This window comes from Aidingimonas halophila, assembly GCF_900106955.1.
Taxonomy (GTDB): domain Bacteria; phylum Pseudomonadota; class Gammaproteobacteria; order Pseudomonadales; family Halomonadaceae; genus Aidingimonas; species Aidingimonas halophila.
The window spans coordinates 354,095-377,993 of sequence record NZ_FNNI01000003.1; the positions used below are offsets into that span (position 1 = coordinate 354,095).

At 58.5% G+C, this 23,899-nt stretch carries 24 protein-coding genes; 15 read left to right on the forward strand and 9 right to left on the reverse strand.

From position 1 onward, the window contains the following. Positions 1 to 118: 118 nt before the first annotated feature. Complete coding sequence (gene ribA, locus BLW01_RS07615) at positions 119 to 754, reverse strand: GTP cyclohydrolase II (RefSeq protein ID WP_092568895.1); 636 nt, start codon at positions 752 to 754, stop codon at positions 119 to 121. Positions 755 to 902: 148 nt separating this feature from the next. Here ribA and hemE point away from each other — a divergent pair, with 148 nt between their 5' ends. Together hemE and BLW01_RS07625 are read left to right on the forward strand one after the other, a co-directional pair. Beyond that, positions 903 to 1,973, forward strand: a complete 1,071-nt coding sequence (gene hemE / locus BLW01_RS07620) for a uroporphyrinogen decarboxylase (protein WP_092568896.1) — start codon at positions 903 to 905, stop codon at positions 1,971 to 1,973. Beyond that, on the forward strand, positions 1,970 to 2,344 hold the full coding sequence (locus tag BLW01_RS07625; RefSeq protein ID WP_092568897.1) for a VanZ family protein: 375 nt from the start codon (positions 1,970 to 1,972) through the stop codon (positions 2,342 to 2,344). Before hemE ends, BLW01_RS07625 begins: the two co-directional genes overlap by 4 nt. 71 nt (positions 2,345 to 2,415) lie before the next feature. On the opposite strand, the gene BLW01_RS07630 is transcribed toward BLW01_RS07625, so the two are convergent. Then, complete coding sequence (locus BLW01_RS07630; RefSeq protein ID WP_092568898.1) at positions 2,416 to 2,904, reverse strand: hypothetical protein; 489 nt, start codon at positions 2,902 to 2,904, stop codon at positions 2,416 to 2,418. A 233-nt stretch (positions 2,905 to 3,137) separates the two neighbouring features. Between BLW01_RS07630 and BLW01_RS07635 the strand changes: the two genes are divergently transcribed. The 3 genes from BLW01_RS07635 to BLW01_RS07645 all read left to right on the forward strand — a co-directional run bounded on the left by BLW01_RS07635 (position 3,138) and on the right by BLW01_RS07645 (position 7,658). Continuing rightward, a complete protein-coding gene (locus tag BLW01_RS07635) occupies positions 3,138 to 3,557 on the forward strand; it encodes a host attachment protein (protein WP_092568899.1) in 420 nt (139 codons plus the stop codon). Positions 3,558 to 3,664: 107 nt separating this feature from the next. Continuing rightward, positions 3,665 to 5,554 (forward strand): methyl-accepting chemotaxis protein, encoded by a 1,890-nt coding sequence (locus tag BLW01_RS07640; RefSeq protein ID WP_092568900.1) that lies wholly within the window; start codon positions 3,665 to 3,667, stop codon positions 5,552 to 5,554. Beyond that, positions 5,544 to 7,658: a methyl-accepting chemotaxis protein gene (locus tag BLW01_RS07645; RefSeq protein WP_092568901.1), complete on the forward strand. Its 2,115-nt coding sequence runs from the start codon at positions 5,544 to 5,546 to the stop codon at positions 7,656 to 7,658. Before BLW01_RS07640 ends, BLW01_RS07645 begins: the two co-directional genes overlap by 11 nt. 26 nt (positions 7,659 to 7,684) lie before the next feature. Here the strand turns inward: BLW01_RS07645 and BLW01_RS07650 are convergent, their stop codons facing one another. Then, entirely contained in the window at positions 7,685 to 8,611 is a 927-nt protein-coding gene (locus tag BLW01_RS07650) for a LysR family transcriptional regulator (protein ID WP_092568902.1), read from the reverse strand. 146 nt (positions 8,612 to 8,757) lie between these two features. Here BLW01_RS07650 and BLW01_RS07655 point away from each other — a divergent pair, with 146 nt between their 5' ends. From BLW01_RS07655 to gntR, 6 genes are all read left to right on the forward strand, one after another. Beyond that, a complete protein-coding gene (locus tag BLW01_RS07655; protein ID WP_092568903.1) occupies positions 8,758 to 9,534 on the forward strand; it encodes a ferredoxin--NADP reductase in 777 nt (258 codons plus the stop codon). Positions 9,535 to 9,824: 290 nt separating this feature from the next. Next, positions 9,825 to 10,904 (forward strand): TRAP transporter substrate-binding protein, encoded by a 1,080-nt coding sequence (locus tag BLW01_RS07660; RefSeq protein ID WP_092568904.1) that lies wholly within the window; start codon positions 9,825 to 9,827, stop codon positions 10,902 to 10,904. Between the two features lie 87 nt (positions 10,905 to 10,991). Further along, positions 10,992 to 11,555 carry a TRAP transporter small permease gene (locus tag BLW01_RS07665; RefSeq protein WP_092568905.1) on the forward strand — a complete coding sequence of 188 codons (564 nt, stop codon included), beginning with the start codon at positions 10,992 to 10,994 and terminating at the stop codon, positions 11,553 to 11,555. Positions 11,556 to 11,559: 4 nt separating this feature from the next. Continuing rightward, positions 11,560 to 12,843, forward strand: a complete 1,284-nt coding sequence (locus BLW01_RS07670; RefSeq protein ID WP_092568906.1) for a TRAP transporter large permease — start codon at positions 11,560 to 11,562, stop codon at positions 12,841 to 12,843. A gap of 13 nt (positions 12,844 to 12,856) precedes the next feature. Then, positions 12,857 to 13,378 carry a gluconokinase gene (locus BLW01_RS07675; protein WP_092568907.1) on the forward strand — a complete coding sequence of 174 codons (522 nt, stop codon included), beginning with the start codon at positions 12,857 to 12,859 and terminating at the stop codon, positions 13,376 to 13,378. Positions 13,379 to 13,446: 68 nt separating this feature from the next. Further along, on the forward strand, positions 13,447 to 14,442 hold the full coding sequence (gene gntR, locus BLW01_RS07680) for a gluconate operon transcriptional repressor GntR (RefSeq protein ID WP_092569032.1): 996 nt from the start codon (positions 13,447 to 13,449) through the stop codon (positions 14,440 to 14,442). Positions 14,443 to 14,508: 66 nt separating this feature from the next. Here gntR and glnK read toward each other — a convergent pair whose 3' ends face one another. The 3 genes from glnK to BLW01_RS07695 all read right to left on the reverse strand — a co-directional run bounded on the left by glnK (position 14,509) and on the right by BLW01_RS07695 (position 16,741). Continuing rightward, positions 14,509 to 14,847: a P-II family nitrogen regulator gene (gene glnK / locus BLW01_RS07685; RefSeq protein WP_092568908.1), complete on the reverse strand. Its 339-nt coding sequence runs from the start codon at positions 14,845 to 14,847 to the stop codon at positions 14,509 to 14,511. 191 nt (positions 14,848 to 15,038) lie between these two features. Further along, positions 15,039 to 16,292 (reverse strand): ammonium transporter, encoded by a 1,254-nt coding sequence (locus BLW01_RS07690; RefSeq protein ID WP_092568909.1) that lies wholly within the window; start codon positions 16,290 to 16,292, stop codon positions 15,039 to 15,041. Between the two features lie 110 nt (positions 16,293 to 16,402). Beyond that, complete coding sequence (locus BLW01_RS07695; RefSeq protein WP_092568910.1) at positions 16,403 to 16,741, reverse strand: P-II family nitrogen regulator; 339 nt, start codon at positions 16,739 to 16,741, stop codon at positions 16,403 to 16,405. 292 nt (positions 16,742 to 17,033) lie between these two features. Here BLW01_RS07695 and BLW01_RS07700 point away from each other — a divergent pair, with 292 nt between their 5' ends. Both BLW01_RS07700 and BLW01_RS07705 read left to right on the forward strand, forming a co-directional pair. Then, on the forward strand, positions 17,034 to 17,390 hold the full coding sequence (locus BLW01_RS07700) for an accessory factor UbiK family protein (protein WP_092568911.1): 357 nt from the start codon (positions 17,034 to 17,036) through the stop codon (positions 17,388 to 17,390). Between the two features lie 92 nt (positions 17,391 to 17,482). Continuing rightward, a complete protein-coding gene (locus BLW01_RS07705; protein ID WP_092568912.1) occupies positions 17,483 to 18,991 on the forward strand; it encodes a YifB family Mg chelatase-like AAA ATPase in 1,509 nt (502 codons plus the stop codon). A gap of 21 nt (positions 18,992 to 19,012) precedes the next feature. Here BLW01_RS07705 and BLW01_RS07710 read toward each other — a convergent pair whose 3' ends face one another. Both BLW01_RS07710 and BLW01_RS07715 read right to left on the reverse strand, forming a co-directional pair. Next, on the reverse strand, positions 19,013 to 19,510 hold the full coding sequence (locus tag BLW01_RS07710) for a hypothetical protein (protein ID WP_092568913.1): 498 nt from the start codon (positions 19,508 to 19,510) through the stop codon (positions 19,013 to 19,015). Continuing rightward, the gene (locus BLW01_RS07715; RefSeq protein WP_092568914.1) at positions 19,510 to 20,517 is read right to left on the reverse strand and encodes an alpha/beta hydrolase; all 1,008 of its coding nucleotides are present in this window, start codon (positions 20,515 to 20,517) and stop codon (positions 19,510 to 19,512) included. Before BLW01_RS07715 ends, BLW01_RS07710 begins: the two co-directional genes overlap by 1 nt. A gap of 215 nt (positions 20,518 to 20,732) precedes the next feature. On the opposite strand from BLW01_RS07715, the gene BLW01_RS07720 reads away from it, so the two are divergent. Together BLW01_RS07720 and BLW01_RS07725 are read left to right on the forward strand one after the other, a co-directional pair. Next, a complete protein-coding gene (locus BLW01_RS07720; protein WP_092568915.1) occupies positions 20,733 to 22,907 on the forward strand; it encodes a malate synthase G in 2,175 nt (724 codons plus the stop codon). A gap of 149 nt (positions 22,908 to 23,056) precedes the next feature. After that, positions 23,057 to 23,470: a PaaI family thioesterase gene (locus tag BLW01_RS07725; RefSeq protein ID WP_092568916.1), complete on the forward strand. Its 414-nt coding sequence runs from the start codon at positions 23,057 to 23,059 to the stop codon at positions 23,468 to 23,470. Here BLW01_RS07725 and BLW01_RS07730 read toward each other — a convergent pair. Then, the gene (locus BLW01_RS07730) at positions 23,446 to 23,838 is read right to left on the reverse strand and encodes a DUF423 domain-containing protein (RefSeq protein ID WP_092568917.1); all 393 of its coding nucleotides are present in this window, start codon (positions 23,836 to 23,838) and stop codon (positions 23,446 to 23,448) included. The two genes, BLW01_RS07725 and BLW01_RS07730, sit on opposite strands and share 25 nt — an antisense overlap. Positions 23,839 to 23,899: the final 61 nt, after the last annotated feature.

Consider the following 23,899-nt stretch of genomic DNA (forward strand, 5'->3'; position numbering starts at 1 on the left):
AAAAATAATAAGTTATTTACTTGGTATGCGAAATGGATCGTCAGCATAGGCAATTTTTTGCCTGAAAGCAGGCGACGAATCGCTTGCTGCGCGACGATTTGCTCAGGCAGATGAGGTATCAGCGCTTTCGCTCGATATCGATGTCGCTGGCTTGGGTAAAATCGTCCAGCGCCATCATGTGGCCGAGTTTGCCCGCCTTGGTGGAGAGGTATTGTTCGTTATGGGCATTGAGGCCGGTCGTGATGGGGAGCCGCTCGGCGATCGCAACACCGTCACGGGTCAATGCCTCTACCTTGCGCGGATTATTGGTCATCAGCTTGAGCGATGCGACGCCGAGATGTTCCAGCATCGGTACACAGAGGTCGTAGCGGCGCATGTCGGCCTCGAATCCCAAACGTTCGTTCGCTTCGACCGTATCGGCGCCTTCATCCTGGAGATGATAGGCGCGAATCTTGTTGAGCAGCCCGATACCCCGACCTTCCTGACGCAGATAGAGCAGTACGCCACGCCCTTCGTCGGCAATCCGCTTGAGGGCTTCCTGCAGTTGATAGCCACAATCGCAACGCATCGAGAACAGAGCGTCGCCGGTCAGGCATTCGGAATGTACGCGGCCGAGTACCGGCTGACCATCGGTGACATCTCCCAGCGTCAGAGCGATATGATCCTTGCCGGTGGCCTCGTCCTCGAAGCCGTGCATGGTGAAGGTGGCCCAGGGAGTGGGGAGCCGGGAAGCGGCGATGAATCGAATCGTCACGTGTTGACCTCAGCATAGCCGGACCGGCATACGTTGCCGGTTTCAAGGGGGCCTCCATTCTAGCAGGATCATGATGATGGCTCACGACCCGCGCCGAGGTTGATACGATTGGGTACAATATGAACACATTCGCAATCGAGAGCCCCTGATGGAACTCCGCAACGATAGATTGCTGCGAGCCCTGGCCGGCCAGCCAGTCGACCGGACCCCTGTCTGGATGATGCGTCAGGCGGGACGTTACCTCCCCGAATATCGTGCCACTCGGGAGCGTGCCGGTAGTTTCATGGACTTGTGCCGTGATGCCGATATGGCTTGTGAAGTCACCTTGCAGCCGCTGGAACGCTATCCACTTGATGGTGCCATTCTGTTTTCGGATATTCTGACCATTCCCGATGCCATGGGGCTGGGGCTGTATTTCGAAACCGGCGAAGGGCCGAAGTTCCGCAAGCCGGTACGTACCGCCGAAGCCGTATCGGCACTTGAGTTACCGGATGTAGAGCATGACCTGGACTATGTGATGAATGCCCTGCGCACCATTCGGACTGAATTGAATGGACGCGTGCCGTTGATCGGCTTTTCCGGTAGTCCCTGGACGTTGGCGACATACATGGTGGAGGGTGCGTCGAGCAAGGATTTTCGCCACGTCAAATCGATGCTTTATGGCAATCCCGATGCCATGCATCAGTTGCTCGACCTGCTGGCGCAGGCGGTGACCGATTATCTCAACGCGCAGATTCGTGCTGGTGCACAGGTCGTGCAGATCTTTGATACCTGGGGAGGCACGCTGACGACGCCGGCCTATCTGGAGTTTTCGCTCCGCTACATGGAACAGATCGTTGCCGGCCTGATCCGCGAACAAGAAGGGCGCCGGGTACCCGTCATCCTGTTTACCAAGAACGGCGGCCAATGGCTGGAACACATCGCCGACAGCGGTGCCGATGCGGTTGGGCTGGACTGGACGACGGAGCTGTCCGATGCACGTCGACGTATCGGTCATCAGGTTGCCCTGCAAGGGAACCTCGATCCCAATGTGTTGTTTGCTTCGCCAGCTGCGATTCGCGCCGAAGTGGCGCGTATTCTCGATAGCTTCGGTGAGGGGAGTGGCCATGTGTTCAACCTCGGGCACGGTATCAGTCAGTTCACCGACCCTACGCATGTCGACGCACTGATGGAGGCTTTGCACGAACTGAGTCCAACGTACCATCCAGTGTCGACATGATACGGGGATGGCTTGCACGCTGGCATGGCCGGCGCCGGTTGTGGGCGGTACTGGCATTGGCTGCCGCTGCCGTGATCGCGTTTGGCAGCCTGACGCCCGGGAAGGAAATGCCCGACACACTGCCTTGGGACAAGCTCAATCATTTCATCGGCTATGCCGGCCTGGCCGGCTTGTCGGGGCTGGCCGGGTGGCCGTTGCGCTGGGCGTTTGTGGTAGTGAGCTTGTATGGCATCGCTATCGAATTCGCCCAGCTTTGGGTGCCGGGGCGTCTGGGTGGTGACTGGCTGGATATCAGCGCGAATGTGCTGGGGGCCGCCAGTGCAACGGGACTCCTGCATCTAATACGCCGGAAGTGGTTGTGCCGACAATGACGGATCTCTGCCACGGACCAGGCGCGCTGACCTGAGCGTTGAATGATACTCGTCTATTGTCGGCTCGACCTCTACAAGCGCGGCTCATGGCGAGGCGTCGTCGATGACTCCTCACCAGCGACAATGTCGAGTGTCGGCTCTCCCCGCTGTTGTCGCGCGGATGACGAGGCGGGTCTGGCGTTGCCCAGCACCGTGTCCTCGCTGTCGACTGCGCGGGCGCTACTGGTCCATGCCATGTCGTCATCATGGATGGCCGGACGACGCTCGAAGGAGCGCGTAACGACGGCGTTGGGGGCAAAGCCGGCTCGCAATCCGGCCAGGTGATGAGGAAGAAGCCACAGTTCAGCCAGTAGCCTGACGCCGATCATGGCGAGCACTAGTATGCCTCCCCCCATGGCCAGGGCCGGCCAGGCGGTATGCCAGTCACTGCCATTCAGCCAGGGTGTGCGAGGTACCAGCCAGGCACTACCGGCAACCAGTAGCCCGAGCTGAACGATCAGATGGCAGCCGAGCAGCGTACGTCGCGCCAGTGGCCGACGCGGGAATAAAAACTGACGCATGATGTTACCTCCCGGTAGAGCGGTATCGACGGCTATGGTCGGTTGCGCCGGCATCCCTGCCGGTGACTGCATGCTACCCCAGAATGGCAATGGCTGCAGGTGTCGATATATGCCGACATGGCATCCCGTTCACTGCAGACGGTTTGACCGATGTGACTGTGCTTGCCAATCTCCAGAAGTGAGACATGTGCTGATTCAAGCTGGCAACGCAACGCTTCATGGAGAAAACGCTGATGACGACCTATATAGTGGTAGCGGATGCCGCCCGGGCCCGGATTTTCACGCGTGATGGTCTGAAGCTGACGGAACAGGATAGTCTGGTACATGCCGAGGGGCGCATGCATGAGGGCGACCTGATCACCGATGGGCGCGGTGATATGCACGAATCGACGGCGACATCGTCGGGTGGCGAGGAAGTGGCTCTGCACCACCATGCCGAACTGTTTGCCAAGCAAGTCGCCGAGCGCTTGTACCGAGCCCGTGTCGATAACAAGATGGCCAACTTGATTCTCGTGGCACCTCCTCAGTTCCTTGGTCTGATCCGGGATAAGCTCGATGCTGTCACCAGCAAGCTGATCCTGCACACCTTGTCGAAGGATCTCTCCAAGGCAGCGCTGGAGACCATTCAGAACGCCGTCAGAGAACTACGCTGACTCGTTTCATTTGACCCTCAAGCCTGGGCTGCCTCGGCCGATAGAAAGGGCACATCCGTGTGGTATCGACGCGGAAAACCCCCTTTCCTGTCAACGAGTGTGGCCCAATGTTGTCTTCTCTGAAGAACCGAATCCTGACTACCTGTGTGGTGATCATCGCGCTGGCATTGGCGATAAGCGGTCTGGCCAGCTATCTCACCGTCAAATCGCATAACGATGAGCAAGTGGCGGGCAATCTGAACGCCATCGCCCAAGGCAATGCTCAGGCGATCAATCAATGGTTTACCTCTAATACCACCATGCTGACATCAGTCGAAGAGGCTGTGCAGGATGACGACCCCATGGCGTCGTTGAAGCAACTAGCTCGGGCTGGCGACTTCATGTTGGCGTATGTCGGCTATCCGGAAGACGGTAGCACCGTGTTTTCGGATGAGTGGGAACCGCCGGAGGATTATGATCCGCGCGAACGCCCCTGGTATCAGCAGGCTGTCGATGCCGGAGAAGCGATCGTCACGAAACCCTACACGGATGCGAATACCGGACAACTCGTGGTGTCGTTCGCCCACCCTGTGTATGACGGTGATGAATTGGCTGCCGTGGTGGGAGCGGATGTCGTCATCGATGACATTGTCGCTGACATAGCCGAAATCGAACCGACGCCTTCGAGCTTTGCATTTCTCGTTGCTGATGACGGTACGCTGGTCGCCCATCCCGATGCGGATCTGAACCTGGAAAGCGCCACGGAACTGTCCGAGTCATTGGACGCGCCGTATCTGGCGGCCATGAGGCAGGCCGAGTCTCCGCGCTCGCTGTCTCTGCAAGGTACGGACAAGTTACTACGCAGTGCGCCAGTTCATGGTACCGACTGGCAGTTGGTGGTGGCGCTGGATGAAAAAGAGGCGACGGCCGGACTCCGAGCCATGCTGGGGACCTCGACCATCACGTTTGTCCTGGTGGCCTTAGGGGCGGCGCTGGTACTGGGCATCGTGCTCAAGATGGCGTTTCGTCGTCTGCAGAACGTACGCAATGCCATGATCGACATTTCCAGTGGCGACGGGGATCTCACCCAGCGTCTGCCTGAAGATGGCAAGGACGAGGTGTCTCAGATCGCTGCCGCTTTCAACCGTTTCGTCGCCAAGATGGAAGAGGTGTTGATTGGTATCCGTGACAGCAGCGAATCGGTCCGTGTGGCGGCGACCGAGATTGCCAGTGGCGGCCAGGATCTGTCACGGCGCACCGACGATGCGGCATCGAGCCTGCAGGAGACCTCGGCGTCCATGGAAGAGATCACCAGCACGGTGGAGAACACCGCAAGCTCGTCGCGTGAAGCCAATGACCTATCGCAGTCGGCTTCGGATGTCGCAGCGCGTGGTGGCGAAGTGGTCGACCGAGCGGTAGAGACCATGGATGAGGTTACGGCCTCGTCGCGGCAGATCGCCGACATCATCCAGACCATGGACAACATCGCCTTCCAGACCAATCTGCTGGCACTGAATGCCTCGGTGGAGGCGGCGCGTGCCGGTGAGCAGGGGCGCGGTTTCGCCGTGGTCGCCGGTGAGGTGCGTCAGCTGGCCAACCGCAGTGCCGAGGCGGCCAGCGAGATTCGCGGCTTGATCGACACCTCGGTATCACGTACCGAAGAAGGGGCGAAGCTGGTGCGTTCGGCCGGTGAGACGATGAAGGAGATCGTCGAGAGCATCAATCGGGTGACCGGTGTGCTGGGCGAGATTTCCTCGGCGGCGGGTGAACAGAGCGACGGTATCGGCCAGGTCAACGTGGCGGTGGCGGAGCTGGATCGGATGACCCAGCAGAATGCGGCGCTGGTCGAGGAATCGACCACGGCGGCCGAGCAACTCAAGGCGCAATCGGATCGTCTGGCTGAGGCAGTGGGCGCCTTTACCTTGTCGGCGTCATCTTCAGGAACACCCCGTCGCACCAACACGCTGCCTTCAACCCAGCAAACCACCCATCAAGAGTCGAGTGAACATGCAATTTAAGTCCCTGCGCTGGTTTGTCGTGGTCATGGCGGGTGCTTGTCTGCTATTGGTGGCAACGACCTTGGTGGTGTATGCCGTGTTCGTCACCGATCGCACCCAGCATACGGTAGCGTCACACACCGAGGAGCTCCTTGAAGGAGTCATCGATGAGCGTTTGACAGCATTGGTCTCGGATCAGGCCGGGCGTATTCAGCGTGAGTTGGAACAGGCGCTGTTGCTGGCTGAACAATTGGCCGATACCAATGCCCTGATGGGGGATCGGGATGGCGAGTCACAGTTCTCGTTGAGTCGTGGCGAGCTCTCCTATTTGGTGCGCAACACCGTGGAACAGAACCCCTCTTTGCTGGATGCCTTCATTGGTTGGGAACCGAACGCGTTCGGTGACGATGAGGCCTTCGAAGGGAGAGAGGCGCAGGGCTATGATGACTCTGGCCGCTTCATGCCCTGGTGGTACCGTGATGAGAACGGCGATATCGACGTGCTGCCATTGGGCGAGACCATGGAGAGTGAAGAGGTCCAACCCGGGGGCATGCGAGAAGGTGAATACTATCTCTGCCCACGGGAAACCAAGGCTCCCTGTGTCATTGACCCGGCTCCATACGACTACGGCGGTGAGACGTTGCTGGTGACTTCCTTCAATGTCCCGGTCATGGTCAATGATGAGTTCAAGGGTGTCGCTGGCGTCGATCTGTCACTCGACTTCATTCAGGAGCGGCTGGCGGCGGCGAACCAGGAGTTGTACGACGGTGCCGGCGAAATGGCCCTGGTCGCCTCGGAGGGCGGCCTCGTTGCGCACACAGGGAATGACGAGGCTCTGGGTGCGTCTGCTGATGAGGTGCTGGATGCATCGTCGTTGAGCCGTCTCCAAGAGGCCCGACAGAGTGGTGAGCCGGTCAGTATCAACGAAGCGGGTGTGCTCGAACGTTACCGCGCTTTCTCGATAGGCGATACTCAGCAGCGTTGGGTGCTGATGGTAACGCTACCGGAGCAGGCCGCACTGGCGGAGCTGGCCACGTTGCAGACACGACTCGATGAACAGCGCCGCACGGATATTCTCGGCATGATTGGTGTCGGCTTGCTGGTGACGATAGTGGGGTTGATCGCCATCTGGGGGGTTGGTTCGCGTATCGCCAAGCCTTTGCGCCTACTGGCGGGTCGCATGAGGGACATCGCCAGTGGCGATGGCGACTTGACGCAGCGCCTGCCTGTCAGAGGACGTGATGAAACGGCCGAGTTGGCGACTCAGTTCAATGCTTTCGCCGACAAGATCAATGACGTGCTGCTGGATGTCCGTGACAGCAGCGAATCGGTCCGTGTGGCGGCGACCGAGATTGCCAGTGGCGGCCAGGATCTGTCACGGCGCACCGACGATGCGGCATCGAGCCTGCAGGAGACCTCGGCGTCCATGGAAGAGATCACCAGCACGGTGGAGAACACCGCAAGCTCGTCGCGTGAAGCCAATGACCTATCGCAGTCGGCTTCGGATGTCGCAGCGCGTGGTGGCGAAGTGGTCGACCGAGCGGTAGAGACCATGGATGAGGTTACGGCCTCGTCGCGGCAGATCGCCGACATCATCCAGACCATGGACAACATCGCCTTCCAGACCAATCTGCTGGCACTGAATGCCTCGGTGGAGGCGGCGCGTGCCGGTGAGCAGGGGCGCGGTTTCGCCGTGGTCGCCGGTGAGGTGCGTCAGCTGGCCAACCGCAGTGCCGAGGCGGCCAGCGAGATTCGCGGCTTGATCGACACCTCGGTATCACGTACCGAAGAAGGGGCGAAGCTGGTGCGTTCGGCCGGTGAGACGATGAAGGAGATCGTCGAGAGCATCAATCGGGTGACCGGTGTGCTGGGCGAGATTTCCTCGGCGGCGGGTGAACAGAGCGACGGTATCGGCCAGGTCAACGTGGCGGTGGCGGAGCTGGATCGGATGACCCAGCAGAATGCGGCGCTGGTCGAGGAATCGACCACGGCGGCCGAACAACTCAAGGCGCAGTCCGACCATCTTGCCACGATCATAGCGGGTTTCACCCTTGCCGAGCGTGATACGAGGGATACGTCACGACAAGAAGCGCTTCCGGACACACGCTTGCCTGAACGCGTGTGAGTGCGGCTGATGCCGGACCGAGGGGATCATGGCACGTAGGGCAGCTCGATCTGGTCGCTACGTTCGATTCCCTCGGTCATTTGACGGCATAGACGCAGGAACTCGCGCATGCCCGTGGTGAGATACTTGTGGCGATGCCAGATAAAGCTGAACTGGCGCCGCAGATCGAGCTCCGGCGTCTCCAGCGGCATCAAACTGCCACGTCGAAAGGCATCACGTACCGCCAGCCGCGAGACGCAACCGATACCGATCCCGGACTCGACGGCTCGCTTGATGCCTTCCGTATGTTCCAATTCGAGCAGGATATTGAAACGACCGCGGCGATGGCGCATGGCATGTTCCAGGGTCAATCGGGTACCGGACCCCTTCTCCCGCATGATCCAGTCTTCCCGTAACAGGCGGTCCATATCGAGTGGACCCGCATTGGCAATGGGATGCTCGGGTGAGCAGAAAACCACCAATTCATCTTCAACCCAAGGTTGAAGTACGACATTCTCTTCCTGGCAATTGCCCTCGATTAGCCCCACATCCAGTTCATGCTGAACCACGCCCTCGATGATCAACTGAGTATTACGAACCTGAAGACGGACGCGGCTTTCCGGATACTGTTGCAGAAAATCGCTGATCAACAGCGTGGCCAGGTAGTTGCCGATGGTGAGTGTCGCCCCCACGTCCAGCGAACCGATCCCGCGTTGGCCGCGGAGCAGTTCCTCGATCTCTTCACCACGGTCCAGTAGGGCGACCGCCTTAGGTAATAACTGGAAGCCCAGTGCGTTGAGTTTCAAACGTTTACCGATGCGGTCGAGAAGCTGGCAGTCGAATTGACGCTCCAGTTCGGCCAGGGCCGTGCTGGCAGCCGACTGCGATAAGGCGAGCGCTCGAGCAGCACGGGAGACACTCTCGTATTGGGCAACGGCCACGAAAACCTCTAATTGTCGGAAGGTATAGCGCATGGTATCGGGCTTCAGAAAATGTATATCTATAGTATAGATAAGTGTTATCCATATAATCCATTTAACAGATATTTCTTAACGGCTTAGAATTGTCAAAAAGTTGAAGCTGCCGTATTTATTCGGTTCTGGAATATAAGGAGTCGGTTGTGAGTAAGTTTGCCCTGGAAGAAGTGCTGAGTGTCCATCACTGGAATGACACGCTGTTCAGCTTCCGCACGACGCGCGAGCGCAGTCTGCGTTTCAAGAATGGGCAGTTCGTGATGATCGGTCTCGAGGTAGAAGGCAAGCCTTTGGTACGAGCCTACTCCGTTGCAAGCCCCAATTACGAGGATCATCTGGAGTTTTTCAGCATCAAGGTTCCTGATGGGCCACTGACCTCACGGCTCCAGCATTTGAAGGTGGGCGATCAGGTCATGGTGAGCCGTAAGCCGACCGGCACCCTGGTGACAGACGATTTGTTGCCCGGGCGGAACCTGTTCATGCTGTCCACCGGTACTGGGTTGGCGCCTTTCCTGAGCTTGATTCAGGACCCGGAAGTGTACGAGCGTTTTGAAAAGGTGGTGTTGATCCATGGGGTTCGCACGGTAAGTGAACTGGCGTACGCCGATTTTATCCAGGACGACCTGCCGGCTCACGAGTATCTGGGTGACGAAATCCGCGAGAAGCTGGTGTATTACCCCACCGTGACCCGTGAGGAATTTCACACCCAGGGCCGGCTGACGGACCATATTCGCAGCGGCAAACTGTTCGAGGATACCGGCGTCCCGGTCATGGACCCCAAGCAAGACCGTGCCATGATCTGCGGTAGTCCGGCCATGCTCGATGAGTCCAGCGCCTTGCTTGATGATCTGGGCTTCAACATTTCGCCACGCATGGGGGAACCCGGTGATTATGTGATCGAGCGCGCTTTCGTCGAAAAATAGTCATGCCTGATATCGACTCCCGGAGATCTGCCGAACGCCGCCCTCGCCATTCATGTTGGCGAGGGCGGTTCCATTTCGGGGGCAGTGCCAGCAGTGATACGAAAGTCTCTTATACTAACGTATATATTTTGTCAATGGGATTTTGATTGACGCGGGTAACGTCTGAGCCTAATCTTTCCTGTGGCTGTTACCGGTAACATCGGTAGCAATCCGCAAGTTAATCAACAATATATTAGCAACCCCCAATAGTTGCCATCGACAATGAACAACGACCACGGGAGATAACCGCCATGTCTGCAATCTGGCGTACTTCGCTCACACTCGCTGGTGCCGCTTCGCTCACGATGGGTGTCGCCCAGGCCCAGGAGCCCGATCTTTCCGAGCCCCCTGAAATCGACGGTGAAGTCATCACTGAAGATCTGGGGAGTCATACATTGAGGCTGGGAATCGGTCTGGCGGAAAGTTCACCGCAGTACCTCTCCAGTCAGTACTTCGCCGATATTCTCGATGAACGTACCGAAGGTCGAATTTCCGTCGAGATCTTCCCCAACAGCCAGTTGGGCGATGACGTGCAAATGATGGAAATGCTGCAGACGGGGTCGCTGGATATGACCTATCCGTCGACTTCACCGGCCACCACCTATGTACCTGAACTGGCGGTTTTCGATCTGCCGTTCCTGTTCCCGACTCGCGAATCGGCCGTTGAGGTCATGAATAGCGATGTTGCTCAGGACATGCTGGACTCCTTCGAGGAGTCAGACATCAAGGCGCTGGCTTTTTCCGAGAACGGTTATCGTCAGTTGACCAATAGCGTACGTCCAGTCGAGTCACCTGAAGATGTCGCGGGTATCGATGTTGGTGGTCTGACGATCCGGACCATGGAAAACGACGTGCAGCTGTCGATTTGGGAAGCCCTGGGCGCCAACCCGACACCGATGGCGTTCGGCGAGGTCTTCTCGGCCATGGAGCAGGGAGTTATCGATGGTCAGGAAAACCCATGGAGCACCATCCTGACGTCCAACTTCTACGAAGTTCAGGACTATGGCTCCGAGACTCGGCACGTCTATACGCCCTTCATCCTGATGATGTCCATGCAGACTTGGGACCAGCTCGATCCTCAGTACCAGGAACTGGTACAGGAGGCGGCACGCAAGTCCGCGGAGTATGAGATTCAGCTGGCTACCGAGTATGATGACTGGTCACGCGAGCAGCTCGAAGAGCGCGGCATGGAAATCACCCGCCTGAATGATGAACAGGTTGCTGAATTCCAGGAAGCCGTGGAAGAAGTCTATGACGAGTGGGCGCCGGAGATCGGTGAAGATGTCGTAGAAGAGGTGCAGAGCATCGTTGCCGACGTTCAGGATGAATAACACCTGACCACTCTCTTCACACTTCACATCATGTCGTTGTTCGGGCAAGGGGGACGAGCCTCTTGCCCGAGATTGAATGGAGCCTCTATGGAGTCGAGCGATAAAGCGGTCGCTGAAGTGGCATCGCATGAAGATCCCAGGCGCGGTCCTCTGGAACTGGATATCGAAGGCAAGCGTGGGCCGGCACCTTTCCGCTACCTGACGATCATCATGGAGCATGTGATCGCTGCCATTCTGGTCGCGCTGATTGTGTCCGTCTCCAGTAATGTCGTTGCAAGATCGTTACTCAATAACTCGTTGCCCTGGGCTGATGAACTGGCCCGAATGCTTTTCATCTGGTTGATTTTTATCGGCGCGGCAGCGGCTTTCGCGCGCTATGAGCATGTCGCCGTCGATTTCATCGTGCAGAAGGCATCCCGCCGTGTGGCGTATACCATGTATTTCACCCAACACGTGATCATTACGGTCTTGATGGGATTCGTTCTTTATGGCGGAGGATTGATCCTGAGCCGGTCAACCGGGACTACCGCTATTCTTGGTGTGCCGTGGAATCTGATTAATGTTTCGATGCTTGTATGTGCTCTGTTCATCGCTGCACTGGCCATATGGCGTGCCTGGCAGAGTCTGAGCCTGATCCGTCGGAGGACCTGACAGCATGTTGTGGATTTTCCTTGGCATTCTCATTGCGTCGATCGTCCTGGGGCTGCCCATTGCCTTCGGGTTGGGTGTGGCCGCTGTGGTCATGGCGGTGCTTTCCGATATTACGTTATCGATTCTGGTTGAACAGTCGATTCGCGGTGTCAACAGTTTCCCTTTGTTGGCGATTCCCTTTTTCATCCTGGTCGGTGAAGTCATGAGTGCCGGTGGGATTGCTCGCCGCCTGATGGATCTGGCCGGCGCTCTGGTCGGTTTTATTCGCGGTGGACTCGGCCAGGTCGCCATAACCGGCTCGATGTTCTTCGGTGGCATCAGTGGTTCGGCGGTGGCCGATACTGCAGCGACGGGTGCCATGATGATTCCCTCGATGAAGCAGCAGGGCTATTCGGCATCGCATGCGACGGCGATCAATACCGTTTCTTCGGTCATCGGCATCATCATACCGCCGTCGATTCCTTTGATTCTCTACGGTATCGTCACCGAAACCTCGATCAGCCGACTCTTCATCGCGGGTATCGTCCCTGGCTTGTTGATCGGCGTGGCGCTGATGATCACGACCTTCATCATGTCCAGCATCGAGCATAGCGGTCAGACACGGCGCTTTCGTTGGGACGTTCTATGGCAGGCATTTCGGTCGGCGGCGCTGGCTCTGGTACTGCCCATCATCGTCATTGGTGGCATCATTACCGGCATCTTCACGGCAACGGAAGCGGCCGTGGCGGCGTTGCTCTATTCGCTGTTCATTTCCGTCGTGATTTACCGCGAGATTCATCCGCGTGAATTGTGGGGGATGTGTATTCGCACGGCGCGCCTGACGGGCATGGTGCTGCTATTGCTGGCGTTCGCCACTGTCATTGCCTGGTTCCTGACCATCAACATGGTGCCGCAGACGCTGGTGACCCAGGTGCAGGCATTGACGCAGGATCCATTCACCCTGTTGCTGATCGTTGCTGCGTTGTTGCTGGTGGTCGGGCTCGTGATGGACCTGACACCTGCCATGGTGATCATGGCGCCGATGCTGACACCGATCGTCGAAGCCGTCGGTGTTGATCCGGTCTATTTCGGCGTGCTGATGGCGTTCATTCTCGGGGTGGGTCTGTTGACGCCGCCGGTCGGAACCTGCCTGTACGTCGGTTGTGGTGTGGGGCGTGTATCCATGGAAGCTCTGGTACGGGCAATGCTGCCCTACTATGCCGCTTTGCTGGTGGTATTGGTTATTCTCATCGCCTTCCCGGATATCGTGACGTGGTTGCCTAACCTGGCTCAGGTCAGGGGTAGCTGATCAAGGAGGAAGTTTGGATACAACCACGCATCGTATTCTGGTCATGGGGGTCTCCGGTTCAGGCAAGACGCATATCGGAAAAATGCTGGCGTCCAGGCTGGAGGCGGAATTCATCGATGGCGACGATTATCATTCATCATCCAGTATCGCCAAGATGTCCCGTGGTCAGCCACTCAACGACGATGATCGACAAGAGTGGCTGGAGACGCTGGCCGGCCTGTTTGCCTCCTACCGTGAGCGCGGAGTCTCGGTCGTGATCGGTTGCTCGGCCTTGAAGCATCGCTACCGAGATATCCTGAGAACCGGGGATCCGTCGCTGGCGATCCTGTATTTGCGGGGAAGTCGCGACGTATTGTTGGAACGTCTGGGACAACGGTCGTCCCATTTCTTCAAGGGAAGCCGCATGCTCGATAGCCAGCTCGGTGATCTGGAACCGCCAGACGAGAGCGAGGCGCATGGGCTGGATATCGCACTACCGCCACAGCGGATCGTATCTGACTTTCTCCAATGGCTTATCGCTGCCCCGCGACCCTAACGAGTCGATAATGCGGTATGCCGGATGGCGTTACCTATAGACGCGACAGAAATCGTGGACCCGTCACCGTGAAAAAGAAACGTCCGACATTACAGGATATCGCTGACCGGGTCGGTGCGACGAAAATGACGGTCAGCCGATGTTTGCGTGACCCTTCCACGGTATCGGAAGGCTTACGTGAGCGGATATTTGCGGTCGCGGAGCAGATCGGTTACATCCCCAACCGGGCGCCTGATCTGTTATCCAAGGCGACCAGCCGATCGATAGGGCTGTTGGTCCCTTCACTGACCAATCAGGTATTCGCCGACGTCATCGTCGGCATCGAAACCGTGACCGAGCCGGCCGGTTACCATCTCATGTTGTCTCACTATGGTTATAGCGAGCAGTTGGAAGAGCGGAGTCTGGCGTCGCTGCTTTCCTATAATGTCGATGGCGTGATCCTGTCTGACCGTCGGCATACCCAGCGAAGTCGACGCATGCTCGAAACGGCGGGGATACCGGCGATCGAAATCATGGATACCTGCCTGCCTCCATTGTACCAGGCTGTCGGATTCGACAATGTCCAGGCTGCACACGACATGGTGGCGGAAATGATTCGTCGGGGACGGCGACATATACTCTATCTGGCAGTCAGGTTGGATGAACGTACACGTCAGCGTGAGGAGGGATATCGAGCCGCGATGGAGGCGCAGGGATTGACCCCGATCACGCTTCAAAGTACGCGACGATCTTCATACAGTGTCGGTGCTGAGCTGATGGCGCAGATACTGGCGGAATACCCGCAGGCTGATGGTATCTTTTGTACCAACGATGACGTGGCTGTCGGCGCGTATTTCGAATGCTTGCGCCGCCATGTGCTCGTGCCGGAACGCATGGCGATCGCTGGATTTCACGGACACGATGTCGGGCAGGTGATGGCACCGCGGCTGGCGAGTGTCGTCACGCCCCGGGAGGCGATCGGTTCGCGTGCGGCGGAAGAGTTGTTATCCCGGATTCGCGGGCAGCCAGTGAAAGAGGCAACGATCGATCTGGCTTATTGCATCGAAGTCGGAGGGACGCTCTGAGCACGTCCCTCTCCATGATGACAAGATACTGCTACGCTCCGGAAATGACCGCCGGCGGCCGCGTATCTAGACGGCATCCTTGTCGGTTTCGCCGGTGCGAATCCGGATAACCTGCTCAAGAGGGGAGATGAATATCTTGCCATCACCAATCTTTCCGGTATTGGCAACCTGAGTGATGGCATCTATGACCTGATGGGTCATGTCGTCATCCACGGCGACTTCGAGTTTCACCTTGGGTAGGAAGTCGACCACGTACTCGGCGCCACGATACAGCTCGGTATGCCCTTTCTGACGTCCAAAACCTTTGACTTCCGTGACCGTGATCCCTTGTACACCGATTTCGGAAAGTGATTCGCGGACATCATCCAATTTGAATGGCTTGATGATGGCTGTCACCAATTTCATGGTTGTCTCCTTGCGTTCGAAGGGTGAAGGCGGTGCCGCCGCATGCTGTCTAGTGTCACTCCCGACATTATGGAATATCCCACGTCATGATGGGACAGTAACTTACCAGCATACACCGTGGTGGCAGGGAAGAAAAAAAGGCCCCCAAACGGGGGCCAGGGGAGCACGCCAGCTCACTCGGTATATCGCCGTTATTTCTTGGTGGCGACGTTGAACTCGGGGTAGGCCTCCAGGCCACATTCGGCCAGGTCGACCCCTTCATATTCTTCCTCTTCGCTGACCCGGATACCCATGATGGCCTTGATGATCAACCAGACGACCAGGCTGGCAAGGAATACCCAGGCAAAGATGCCGATGATGCCGAGAAGCTGAGCACCGAACGAGGCATCACCATTGGACATGGGGACGACCAGAACGCCCCAGATACCTACCACGCCGTGGGCAGAAATGGCACCGACCGGGTCGTCGATCTTGAGCTTGTCCAGGACGACGATGGAGGCCACGACCAGCAGGCCACCTACGGCACCGATGATGGCAGCACCCAGTGCGGTGGGCGCCAGCGGTTCGGCGGTGATGGCTACCAGGCCGGCGATGGCGCCGTTGAGTGCCATGGTCAGGTCCGCCTTGCGGAACCACAGCTTGGCCAGGATCAGTGCGGCAATCACGCCACCGGCGGCCGCGGCATTGGTGTTGACGAAGACCTGGGCCACGTTGTTGGCAGAGGCGCCGTCAGAAAGCTTCAATTCCGAGCCGCCGTTGAAGCCGAACCAGCCCATCCACAGGATGAAGGTACCCAGCGTGGCCAGCGGCATGTTGGCGCCAGGGATGGCGTAGATGCTGCCATCTTTACCGTACTTGCCCTTGCGCGGCCCCAGGACCAGGACACCGGCGAGAGCCGCGGCGGCACCTGCCATATGCACGATACCGGAGCCGGCATAGTCGGAATAACCGGCTGCAGCCAGCCAACCGCCGCCCCAGGTCCAGTAGCCGGAGATCGGATAGATGACTCCGGTCATGATCACGGCAAAGGCGAGGAACGCCCACAGTTTCATCCGTTCGGCCACCGCCCCGGAAACGATCGACATTGCCGTGGCGACGAATACGACCTGGAAGAAGAAGTCAGAACGCAGTGAATAGTAGGGCGCATCATCATTACCACTGGTGATGGCGTCCACGGAGTTTTCGGTACCGATCAAGAAGCCCAGATTGGGCAGGAAGCCTCCACCGCTGCTGGAATACATCAGGTAATAGCCGAGCAGCAGGTACATGGTGCAGGCAATGGCGAACAGGGCAATGTTCTTGGTCAGAATCTCTGCCGTGTTCTTGGATCGGACCAGGCCTGCCTCGAGCATGGCGAAGCCGGCGGCCATCCACATGACCAGCACACCGCAAATCAAGAAATAAAAGGTATCGAGCGCGTATGTCAGCTCTGTCAGTTCGGACATTGAAATCTCTCCTGAGCCAGCGTCTATTCTCGGTATCCGCTTTGGCATTGAGGTTTGCAATCAGCCGTTGCAAACAGTTCCCGCGTTACTAGGGCATGGCGACATCGTGCTCAAACGGCATCGGCGCCACGTTCGCCGGTACGAATGCGAATGACATCTTCCAGAGGCGTGACGAATAGCTTGCCGTCGCCGATCTTGCCACTGTTGGCGGCAGTACGGATGGCATCCAATACGGTTTCGACGCGGTCGTCATCGACGGCGACCTCGACCTTGACCTTTGGCAGGAAGTCGACGACATACTCGGCGCCGCGATAGAGCTCGGTATGCCCTTTCTGTCGACCGAACCCCTTGACTTCGGTAACGGTGATCCCCTGTACGCCGTTGTCAGCGAGCGCTTCGCGGACATCGTCGAGCTTGAACGGTTTGATGATGGCGGTGATGAGTTTCATCCCGGACCCTCTTCGCAATTGAATGACTCGTGGCGTGCGTTAACGGCTTGCGCCTATGAAGCAGATTGCGTAAAGCGTGCCAGAAGCTAATCTTTTTTTATTTTTCAATTGCTTATGTAATGATATTTAGTGCTTTGCACCAGAAGGGATGCAGGGGAGAGCTGTGTATGCACTACAAGAGTGCGGTCGGTGCGCGGCAATGATCCCTTTTGGGGCAAGGGGAAAGGTGTGCGCGGCGCGGGGTTATTGCGTATTCTGTGCGAATAATGGCGTAAATGAGAGGGAGCCCATCATGACTCATAGCGATCCCATCAGCCGCTTGGCTCAGCAGATCGGGGAGCGGCTGCAAGGGGCTTCCCATGCCCCGGAAGAGATACAACGTAATGTGCAGAGCATGCTGCGTGGCGCCGTCGACCGATTGGAACTGGTATCGCGCGAGGATTTCGATATCCTGATGGATGTACTTCAACGCACACGCTCACGTGTCGAAACCCTGGAAAAGCAGGTTGCCGATCTGGAAGCGCGCCTGGATGGCGGTGAGCTCCCCGATCATGGGGCTCGTTCTGAACGGGACTCATTTGAAGAGGCCCCGGAAGAGGACGCGGGTGCCGGTGAAGTCTCGGCGGGCGGTGACGACACGACTTCCTGAACATATCGATAGCTTCGGGGTGACATCGACGAATTGAATCGTCATGGCTCACCCTGGATAACCAACCAGCCAAGTCAAGCGAGGGAACGCCAATGACGCTGGCGATTGTCAATACCCGGGCCAGCCTCGGCCTGGACGCCCCCGAAGTTCTGGTCGAGGTTCACCTGGCCAATGGGTTGCCCGGTCTGACCTTGGTCGGTCTGCCGGAAACCGCCGTCAAGGAAAGCCGGGAGCGGGTCCGCAGCGCCCTGGTCAATACGGGGTTCGATTTTCCCAATACCCGTCGCATCACCTTGAACCTGGCGCCTGCCGATCTGCCCAAGGAGGGCGGGCGTTTCGACCTGCCCATTGCCCTGGGCATTCTGGTGGCTTCCGGACAGGTCCCTGCCGAGGCGCTTGAACGATTGGAGTGCATCGGCGAGCTGGCGTTGGATGGCAAGTTGCGCTCCGTGCCCGGTGTGTTGCCCGTTGCCCTGGCTGCCAAGCAGGCAAGACGCCGTCTCATCGTCCCCAGGGCCAATGCCGATGAAGCGGCGCTGGCAGGTGATCTTGAGGTATTGCCTGCCGATCATCTGCTGGATGTCGTTTCACATCTGCTGGGACAGACGCGTATTCCGGCCCACCGTCGCGATGATCTGATCGTATTGCCGGATAGTAACAACGATCTGCAGGACGTGCGGGGGCAGCATCAGGCACGCCGTGCATTGGAAGTGGCAGCCGCTGGCGGTCATAACCTGCTTTTCGCCGGACCGCCCGGTACCGGCAAGACCATGTTGGCCAGCCGGTTGCCGAGCATTCTGCCACCCCTGATCGAGGACGAGGCGCTGGAGGTGGCCGCGATCCGTTCTGTGTGCGGTCTGCCCATCGATGAGCAGTGGGGCCAGCGGCCGTTTCGCGCTCCACACCACACGGCGAGTGCCGTGGCTCTGGTGGGTGGTGGCTCGAAACCCCGACCGGGCGAAATTTCGCTGGCCCATCAGGGGGTATTGTTTCTCGATGAGCTGCCGGAATTCAGTCGCAGCGTCCTCGAGGTGATGCGCGAACCGATGGAGTCGGGGGCGATATCTATCTCCCGGGCCAGTCATCAACGTCGCTATCCCGCACGCTTCCAGCTGGTGGCCGCAATGAATCCCTGTCCTTGCGGTCATCTGGGGGATCCGCGTCAGCGCTGTCAATGTACGGCGGCACAGATCCAGCGCTACCAGGCGCGATTATCGGGGCCGTTACTCGACCGTATCGATCTGCAGGTGGAAGTACCGGCACTTCCCCCTGACCAACTGACATCGACACACACGGCGGAGAACTCCGCGATCGTACGCCAACGTGTCGTCGATGCCCGCCGGCGTCAGGCCCGTCGCAGCACGCTGAATGCGCATCTTCCCGGGCGGGAACTGGAAGACGCCTGTCAGTTGGGGGCCACCGAGCGCACCTGGTTGGCCGATGTGCTGGAGCGCCTCAATCTCTCGGCAAGAGCGTATCATCGCGTATTACGCGTTGCCCTGACATTGGCGGATCTGGCGGGTGAAGAGCGGCCCGCCAAATCGCATCTCATGGAAGCGGTCGGTTATCGGCAACTGGATCGATTGCTCAAGTCAGGATGACAGTCGGCTGGCCTCCAGTGGTTACAGTGCTGTCGCATCGAAGGCGCCACTGAATTCACGTGACCATCGGGGGTCGCTTTCACCGGGGCGTTTGAGTTCGACCGTCAGACGGTACGGCAGCAATTCACGATCGGACAGTTTCAATGGCGGCCCATCAGCTTCGAGACGGCTTGCCAGCAACCATTGATTGTCAGGCAGCTCTGTCTCCGCCATGAGGGGCTGCCAGTTGAGTACTTGTGGGCCCTCCGACCGACCCAACAGAGCGCGAGTCAGTGTCTCGGTGAAGCGTTCCGTATCCAGACTCAGGGTGTTGTCGATGTCGGGCTCGGCGAGCAGCAGTACGATATCCTGGGTAGGACGCGACCAGACCGGGTCTTCAAGTACCGCCTCGGAGGCGCGTTCGCTCAAGCCGAGCAACGCCTGTCGCAGGTCGGTCGGCTGATCGGGACTCGTGGCGCAAGCCGACAGCCAGATCGACAGCAATCCGGCCAGACCCCATGGACGATATCGGCAAGACATCAGGTTACGATCCGAATTGTGTGATGTGGCGTTGAGGGCGTGGCTTCGATATCACCGAGATAGGTCTCGAGCTCATCGAAGAGCGCGCGCCGGATGGGAGCGGCTTCGTTGACCAGATGATGACGCGCTTCCGGGTGCCGGTGGAGGCGTGCATTGGGGAATTTGCGCTGTAGAACCTCGAGGTTCCATTGCCAGTCGACAGTAACATCCTGCTCTCCCTGCAGAATCAGTATGGGTAAAGAATGGGGTGACAGTGCCAGCAGGCGCGGCATCCAGCGTCGCATGGCACTGATCCAGGTGACATCCAGGTGGCTGGGCTGCAAGGGGTCGCCCTGGCGGAGGAATGTGGCAAAATCGGTGTCGGTCGAGTTGGCGCGGAACTTGCGGGGCAGCGTTCTGATGAATGGGCTGGCCAACCAGTGTAGCCAGCTCGATTGCGACCATCCCCAGGGGCGCACCAGTGGAGCCAATAGTGCCAAGCCGGACCAGCGGCTCGCATCTCCTTGGCTCAAGGTGTCGGTGGCCAAGATGGCGGCGCCAGTACTCTGGCCGATGCCGACCCAGGGCGTTGGCGCGAGATTACGTAGCTCGAGATGCGACTGCAGCGTCGCCAGGCAGTCGCCGTAGACAGCGAAATCCTTGATCGAAGCACGTGGGCCGCTGGACAGGCCATGGCCGGGTAGGTCCCAGAGAACGACCTGCCACCCTCGCGACAGCAGCAATTCCAGCAAATGGCGATACAAGCCGAGATGATCGAAGTAACCGTGCACCACGAAGGCCGTACCGCGGGGAGCGGGTGGCTGCCACACCTGGGTCCAGAGCCGAAACTCCCCGGCGTCGACGAAGCCGACATGGAGGCCGATCTCCTCTGCTAGAAGAGGGGCCAACTGGTAATGCACGAGGTAACGATCGAGCGACCTGACTAGCGTATCGTGGCCCGGCGCCATTTGTCCGAGTCCCGCCGATGTGATGTCCCCCAGCGATGTCAATTCCGTGAAATCGGTCATGCCTGTCTCCTATGCTTCCATGCTAACTTCCGGCGACATGTCAGACCAGATTCTATGCGCTGGAACTCAACTTTTAGTCGACTCATGAAGACCTTGGTGACATTTTTGGGTAGCATATGGAAGCGTTTTCCACAAATAGTGTTACCGATAGAAACACCATAACGATTCATTGACTGGCCTCTCATAGGCCGGTGACAGCGCATCAGGAGATTCCCATGACCGATCGTGTCACCCGCCACCGCCTTCAGGTGGCTTCAGAACTGGACCGTTTTCTCAACGAGAAAGTCCTGCCGGAAACCGGTATTGACGCCGACGCTTTCTGGGCGGGGGTGGATACCCTTTTTCATGATTTGACCCCAAAGAACCGTGAACTGCTCGCTGAGCGTGAGCGTCTTCAGGACGAACTGGATGCTTGGCATCGTGATCATCCCGGTCCGGTCAAGGACATGGCAGCCTATCGCGCCTTCCTCGAGCGTATCGGCTATCTGGTCAAGGCGCCGGACGAGGTCCGTGCCACGACGACCCATGTCGACGAGGAAATCGCCGTTCAGGCCGGCCCACAACTGGTCGTTCCGGTCAGTAATGCCCGTTATGCCCTGAATGCCGCGAACGCGCGCTGGGGTAGCCTGTATGATGCGCTCTACGGTACCGATGTCATCAGTGAGGAGGCGGGTGCCGAGAAGGGGGCCAGCTACAATCCGAAGCGCGGAGAGAAGGTCATTGCCTATGCTCGCGGGGTTCTGGATCAGGCCGCGCCGCTGGCCGATGGCTCCCATCACGACAGTGCCAGTTACTCGCTTCGTGATGGGCGTCTGGTGGTGACATTGGAAAGTGGCCAGGAAACCGGCTTGAAGTCCCCCGGCCAGTTGGTGGGCTACCTGGGCGATACTGATAGACCGACCTCGATCGTGCTGGTCAATCATGGATTGCACCTGGAAATCCAGTTCGATGAGACCCATCCGATCGGCAAGACGGATCCGGCACGTATCAAGGATGTCGTGATGGAAGCCGCCGTTACCACCATCATGGATTGCGAAGACTCGGTCGCGGCGGTGGATGCCGAAGACAAGGTGGGTGTCTATCGTAATTGGCTGGGATTGATGCGTGGGGATCTGGAAGAGCAGGTCGACAAAGGTGGCAAGACCGTTACACGCCGCTTGCATCCCGATCGCCAGTACGTCAGCCCTGATGGAGGTCAGTTGACCTTGCCGGGCCGCTCGCTGATGTTCGTGCGCAACGTCGGCCATTTGATGACCACCCCGGCGGTTCTTGATGCCGATGGCAATGAACTGCCTGAGGGTATCCTGGATGCGGTCGTCACCTCGCTGATTGCACTTCACGATCTCGGCAAGAAAGACGGCGAGGCATGCAACTCTCGCAGTGGCTCGATGTATATCGTCAAGCCGAAAATGCATGGTCCCAGGGAGGTCGCCTTTTCCAACGAACTGTTCTCACGGGTCGAGGATCTCCTGGGCATGGCCCGCGATACTCTCAAGATGGGGATCATGGATGAGGAACGGCGCACGACGGTCAATCTCAAGGCGTGCATCAACGAAGCCTCCTCCCGGGTGGTTTTCATCAATACCGGTTTCCTGGACCGTACCGGTGATGAGATGCACACCGCCATGGAAGCGGGACCGATGATTCGCAAGGGTGACATGAAAAGCGCCACCTGGATCGGCGCCTACGAACGCAACAATGTGCAGATCGGTCTTGCCTGCGGCTTGAGAGGCCGTGCCCAGATCGGCAAAGGCATGTGGGCAATGCCGGATCTGATGGCCAGCATGATCGAGCAGAAAGTCGGCCATCCCAAAGCCGGTGCCAATACCGCCTGGGTTCCTTCGCCGACGGCGGCGACGTTGCATGCCCTGCATTATCATCAGGTCGATGTGGACGCCGTACAGCGTGAACTGGAGCGCCAGGGGAAACCCGATCTGCTCGATGAGTTACTGACAGTACCTGTCGCGGAAAATCCTGAGTGGAGTGACGACGAGATCCAGCAGGAACTCGACAACAACTGCCAGGGAATTCTGGGCTACGTGGTGCGCTGGGTCGAGCACGGTATCGGTTGCTCCAAGGTCCCGGACATTCATGATGTGGCGTTGATGGAAGACCGGGCAACGTTACGCATCGCCAGCCAGTTACTGGCCAATTGGCTGCATCATGGGGTGGTGACGCCCGAACGGGTGCGCGAGACGCTGGAACGTATGGCCAAGGTGGTTGATGGGCAAAATGCTCATGATCCCGACTATACCCCCATGAGCCAGGACTTCGAAGCGTCCACGGCGTTCAAGGCCGCCAGCGACCTGATCTTCAAGGGACGGGTCCAACCGGCCGGTTATACTGAACCCCTGCTGCATCACTGGCGCGCTGTCCACAAGTCGAAGTAAGCGCGGTTTCGAGCGATAGGCACGACAATACGCCTCGACCGGAATGGGTCGGGGCGTATTTCGTTGATTTGCCGACTGTCGGTGGCGTTCGGCATGGTCTATCTTGAGTCGCAATACCGCAGGTTCGGACCCGTTGCCAGGAGTGATGCATGACCGTGATGACCGCTGCCGCCATCGAGGAGTTTCTCGACGAGGTCTTTCCCCATCGGCAAGGCACCATCGAAGGTGTCGATGACATGCGGGCAACCATGAGCCTGGCAATCGAGGATGAGCATCTGCGTCCCGGCGCCTGCGTTTCCGGACCGACATTGGTGGGACTGGCGGACGTCTGCCTCTATGTGGCGATTCTGGCACAGATCGGTCCCGAGCCCATGGCGGTGACCACGGATCTCAATTGTCACTTCCTGCATCGTGCCCGCGGCGATCGAGACCTGATTGCCAATGCGTATCTGGTCAAGCTCGGCGAGCGGCTGGCAGTGGGCGAAGTGGAACTGTACTCGGCCGGCGATGACACGCCGGTTGCGCTGGTGACGGCGACCTATAGCCTGCCTGATGGAGACTGAGCCTGCCAGGCACTCCAGCCCAGAGACAACCAACCTGCCATCAGTAATCCCCCTCCGAATGGTGTCACGGGGCCCAGCAGGGAAAGCTGAGCCAGGACCAGGCCATATATCGAGCCGGAAAAGCACACCGTACCTGCGGCCCATAACCCAAGTGTGAGCCCCTGTCCGCCGAGTGGCATGCTCTGACGCCAGGCCAGAACGCCCAAGGCGGCCAGAGTGTGCCAGGCTTGGTAGCGCACGGCGGTTTCGAAACTGTCGAGCATCTCGGGCGCCAACCGCTGCTCGAGTCCGTGAGCGCCGAAAGCACCGGCAACGACGGTGAGAAAACCGCTCAGGGCGACAACGAGCCAAGCAGCACGATACGACATGAATGAGAACTCCTGACTGACTATGCTGTGGGGATAGGCTGGGTCGACAGGATGCATGCGC

Excerpts from the sequence above, each read along its gene's own strand:
- hemE (WP_092568896.1), top strand. The coding sequence starts at position 903 with ATGGAACTCCGCAACGATAGATTGCTGCGAGCCCTGGCCGGCCAGCCA.
- BLW01_RS07625 (WP_092568897.1), top strand. The coding sequence starts at position 1,970 with ATGATACGGGGATGGCTTGCACGCTGGCATGGCCGGCGCCGGTTGTGG.
- BLW01_RS07630 (WP_092568898.1), bottom strand. The coding sequence starts at position 2,904 with ATGCGTCAGTTTTTATTCCCGCGTCGGCCACTGGCGCGACGTACGCTG.
- BLW01_RS07635 (WP_092568899.1), top strand. The coding sequence starts at position 3,138 with ATGACGACCTATATAGTGGTAGCGGATGCCGCCCGGGCCCGGATTTTC.
- BLW01_RS07640 (WP_092568900.1), top strand. The coding sequence starts at position 3,665 with ATGTTGTCTTCTCTGAAGAACCGAATCCTGACTACCTGTGTGGTGATC.
- BLW01_RS07645 (WP_092568901.1), top strand. The coding sequence starts at position 5,544 with ATGCAATTTAAGTCCCTGCGCTGGTTTGTCGTGGTCATGGCGGGTGCT.
- BLW01_RS07650 (WP_092568902.1), bottom strand. The coding sequence starts at position 8,611 with ATGCGCTATACCTTCCGACAATTAGAGGTTTTCGTGGCCGTTGCCCAA.
- BLW01_RS07660 (WP_092568904.1), top strand. The coding sequence starts at position 9,825 with ATGTCTGCAATCTGGCGTACTTCGCTCACACTCGCTGGTGCCGCTTCG.
- BLW01_RS07665 (WP_092568905.1), top strand. The coding sequence starts at position 10,992 with ATGGAGTCGAGCGATAAAGCGGTCGCTGAAGTGGCATCGCATGAAGAT.
- BLW01_RS07670 (WP_092568906.1), top strand. The coding sequence starts at position 11,560 with ATGTTGTGGATTTTCCTTGGCATTCTCATTGCGTCGATCGTCCTGGGG.
- glnK (WP_092568908.1), bottom strand. The coding sequence starts at position 14,847 with ATGAAATTGGTGACAGCCATCATCAAGCCATTCAAATTGGATGATGTC.
- BLW01_RS07690 (WP_092568909.1), bottom strand. The coding sequence starts at position 16,292 with ATGTCCGAACTGACAGAGCTGACATACGCGCTCGATACCTTTTATTTC.
- BLW01_RS07695 (WP_092568910.1), bottom strand. The coding sequence starts at position 16,741 with ATGAAACTCATCACCGCCATCATCAAACCGTTCAAGCTCGACGATGTC.
- BLW01_RS07700 (WP_092568911.1), top strand. The coding sequence starts at position 17,034 with ATGACTCATAGCGATCCCATCAGCCGCTTGGCTCAGCAGATCGGGGAG.
- BLW01_RS07705 (WP_092568912.1), top strand. The coding sequence starts at position 17,483 with ATGACGCTGGCGATTGTCAATACCCGGGCCAGCCTCGGCCTGGACGCC.
- BLW01_RS07710 (WP_092568913.1), bottom strand. The coding sequence starts at position 19,510 with ATGTCTTGCCGATATCGTCCATGGGGTCTGGCCGGATTGCTGTCGATC.
- BLW01_RS07715 (WP_092568914.1), bottom strand. The coding sequence starts at position 20,517 with ATGACCGATTTCACGGAATTGACATCGCTGGGGGACATCACATCGGCG.
- BLW01_RS07720 (WP_092568915.1), top strand. The coding sequence starts at position 20,733 with ATGACCGATCGTGTCACCCGCCACCGCCTTCAGGTGGCTTCAGAACTG.
- BLW01_RS07725 (WP_092568916.1), top strand. The coding sequence starts at position 23,057 with ATGACCGTGATGACCGCTGCCGCCATCGAGGAGTTTCTCGACGAGGTC.
- BLW01_RS07730 (WP_092568917.1), bottom strand. The coding sequence starts at position 23,838 with ATGTCGTATCGTGCTGCTTGGCTCGTTGTCGCCCTGAGCGGTTTTCTC.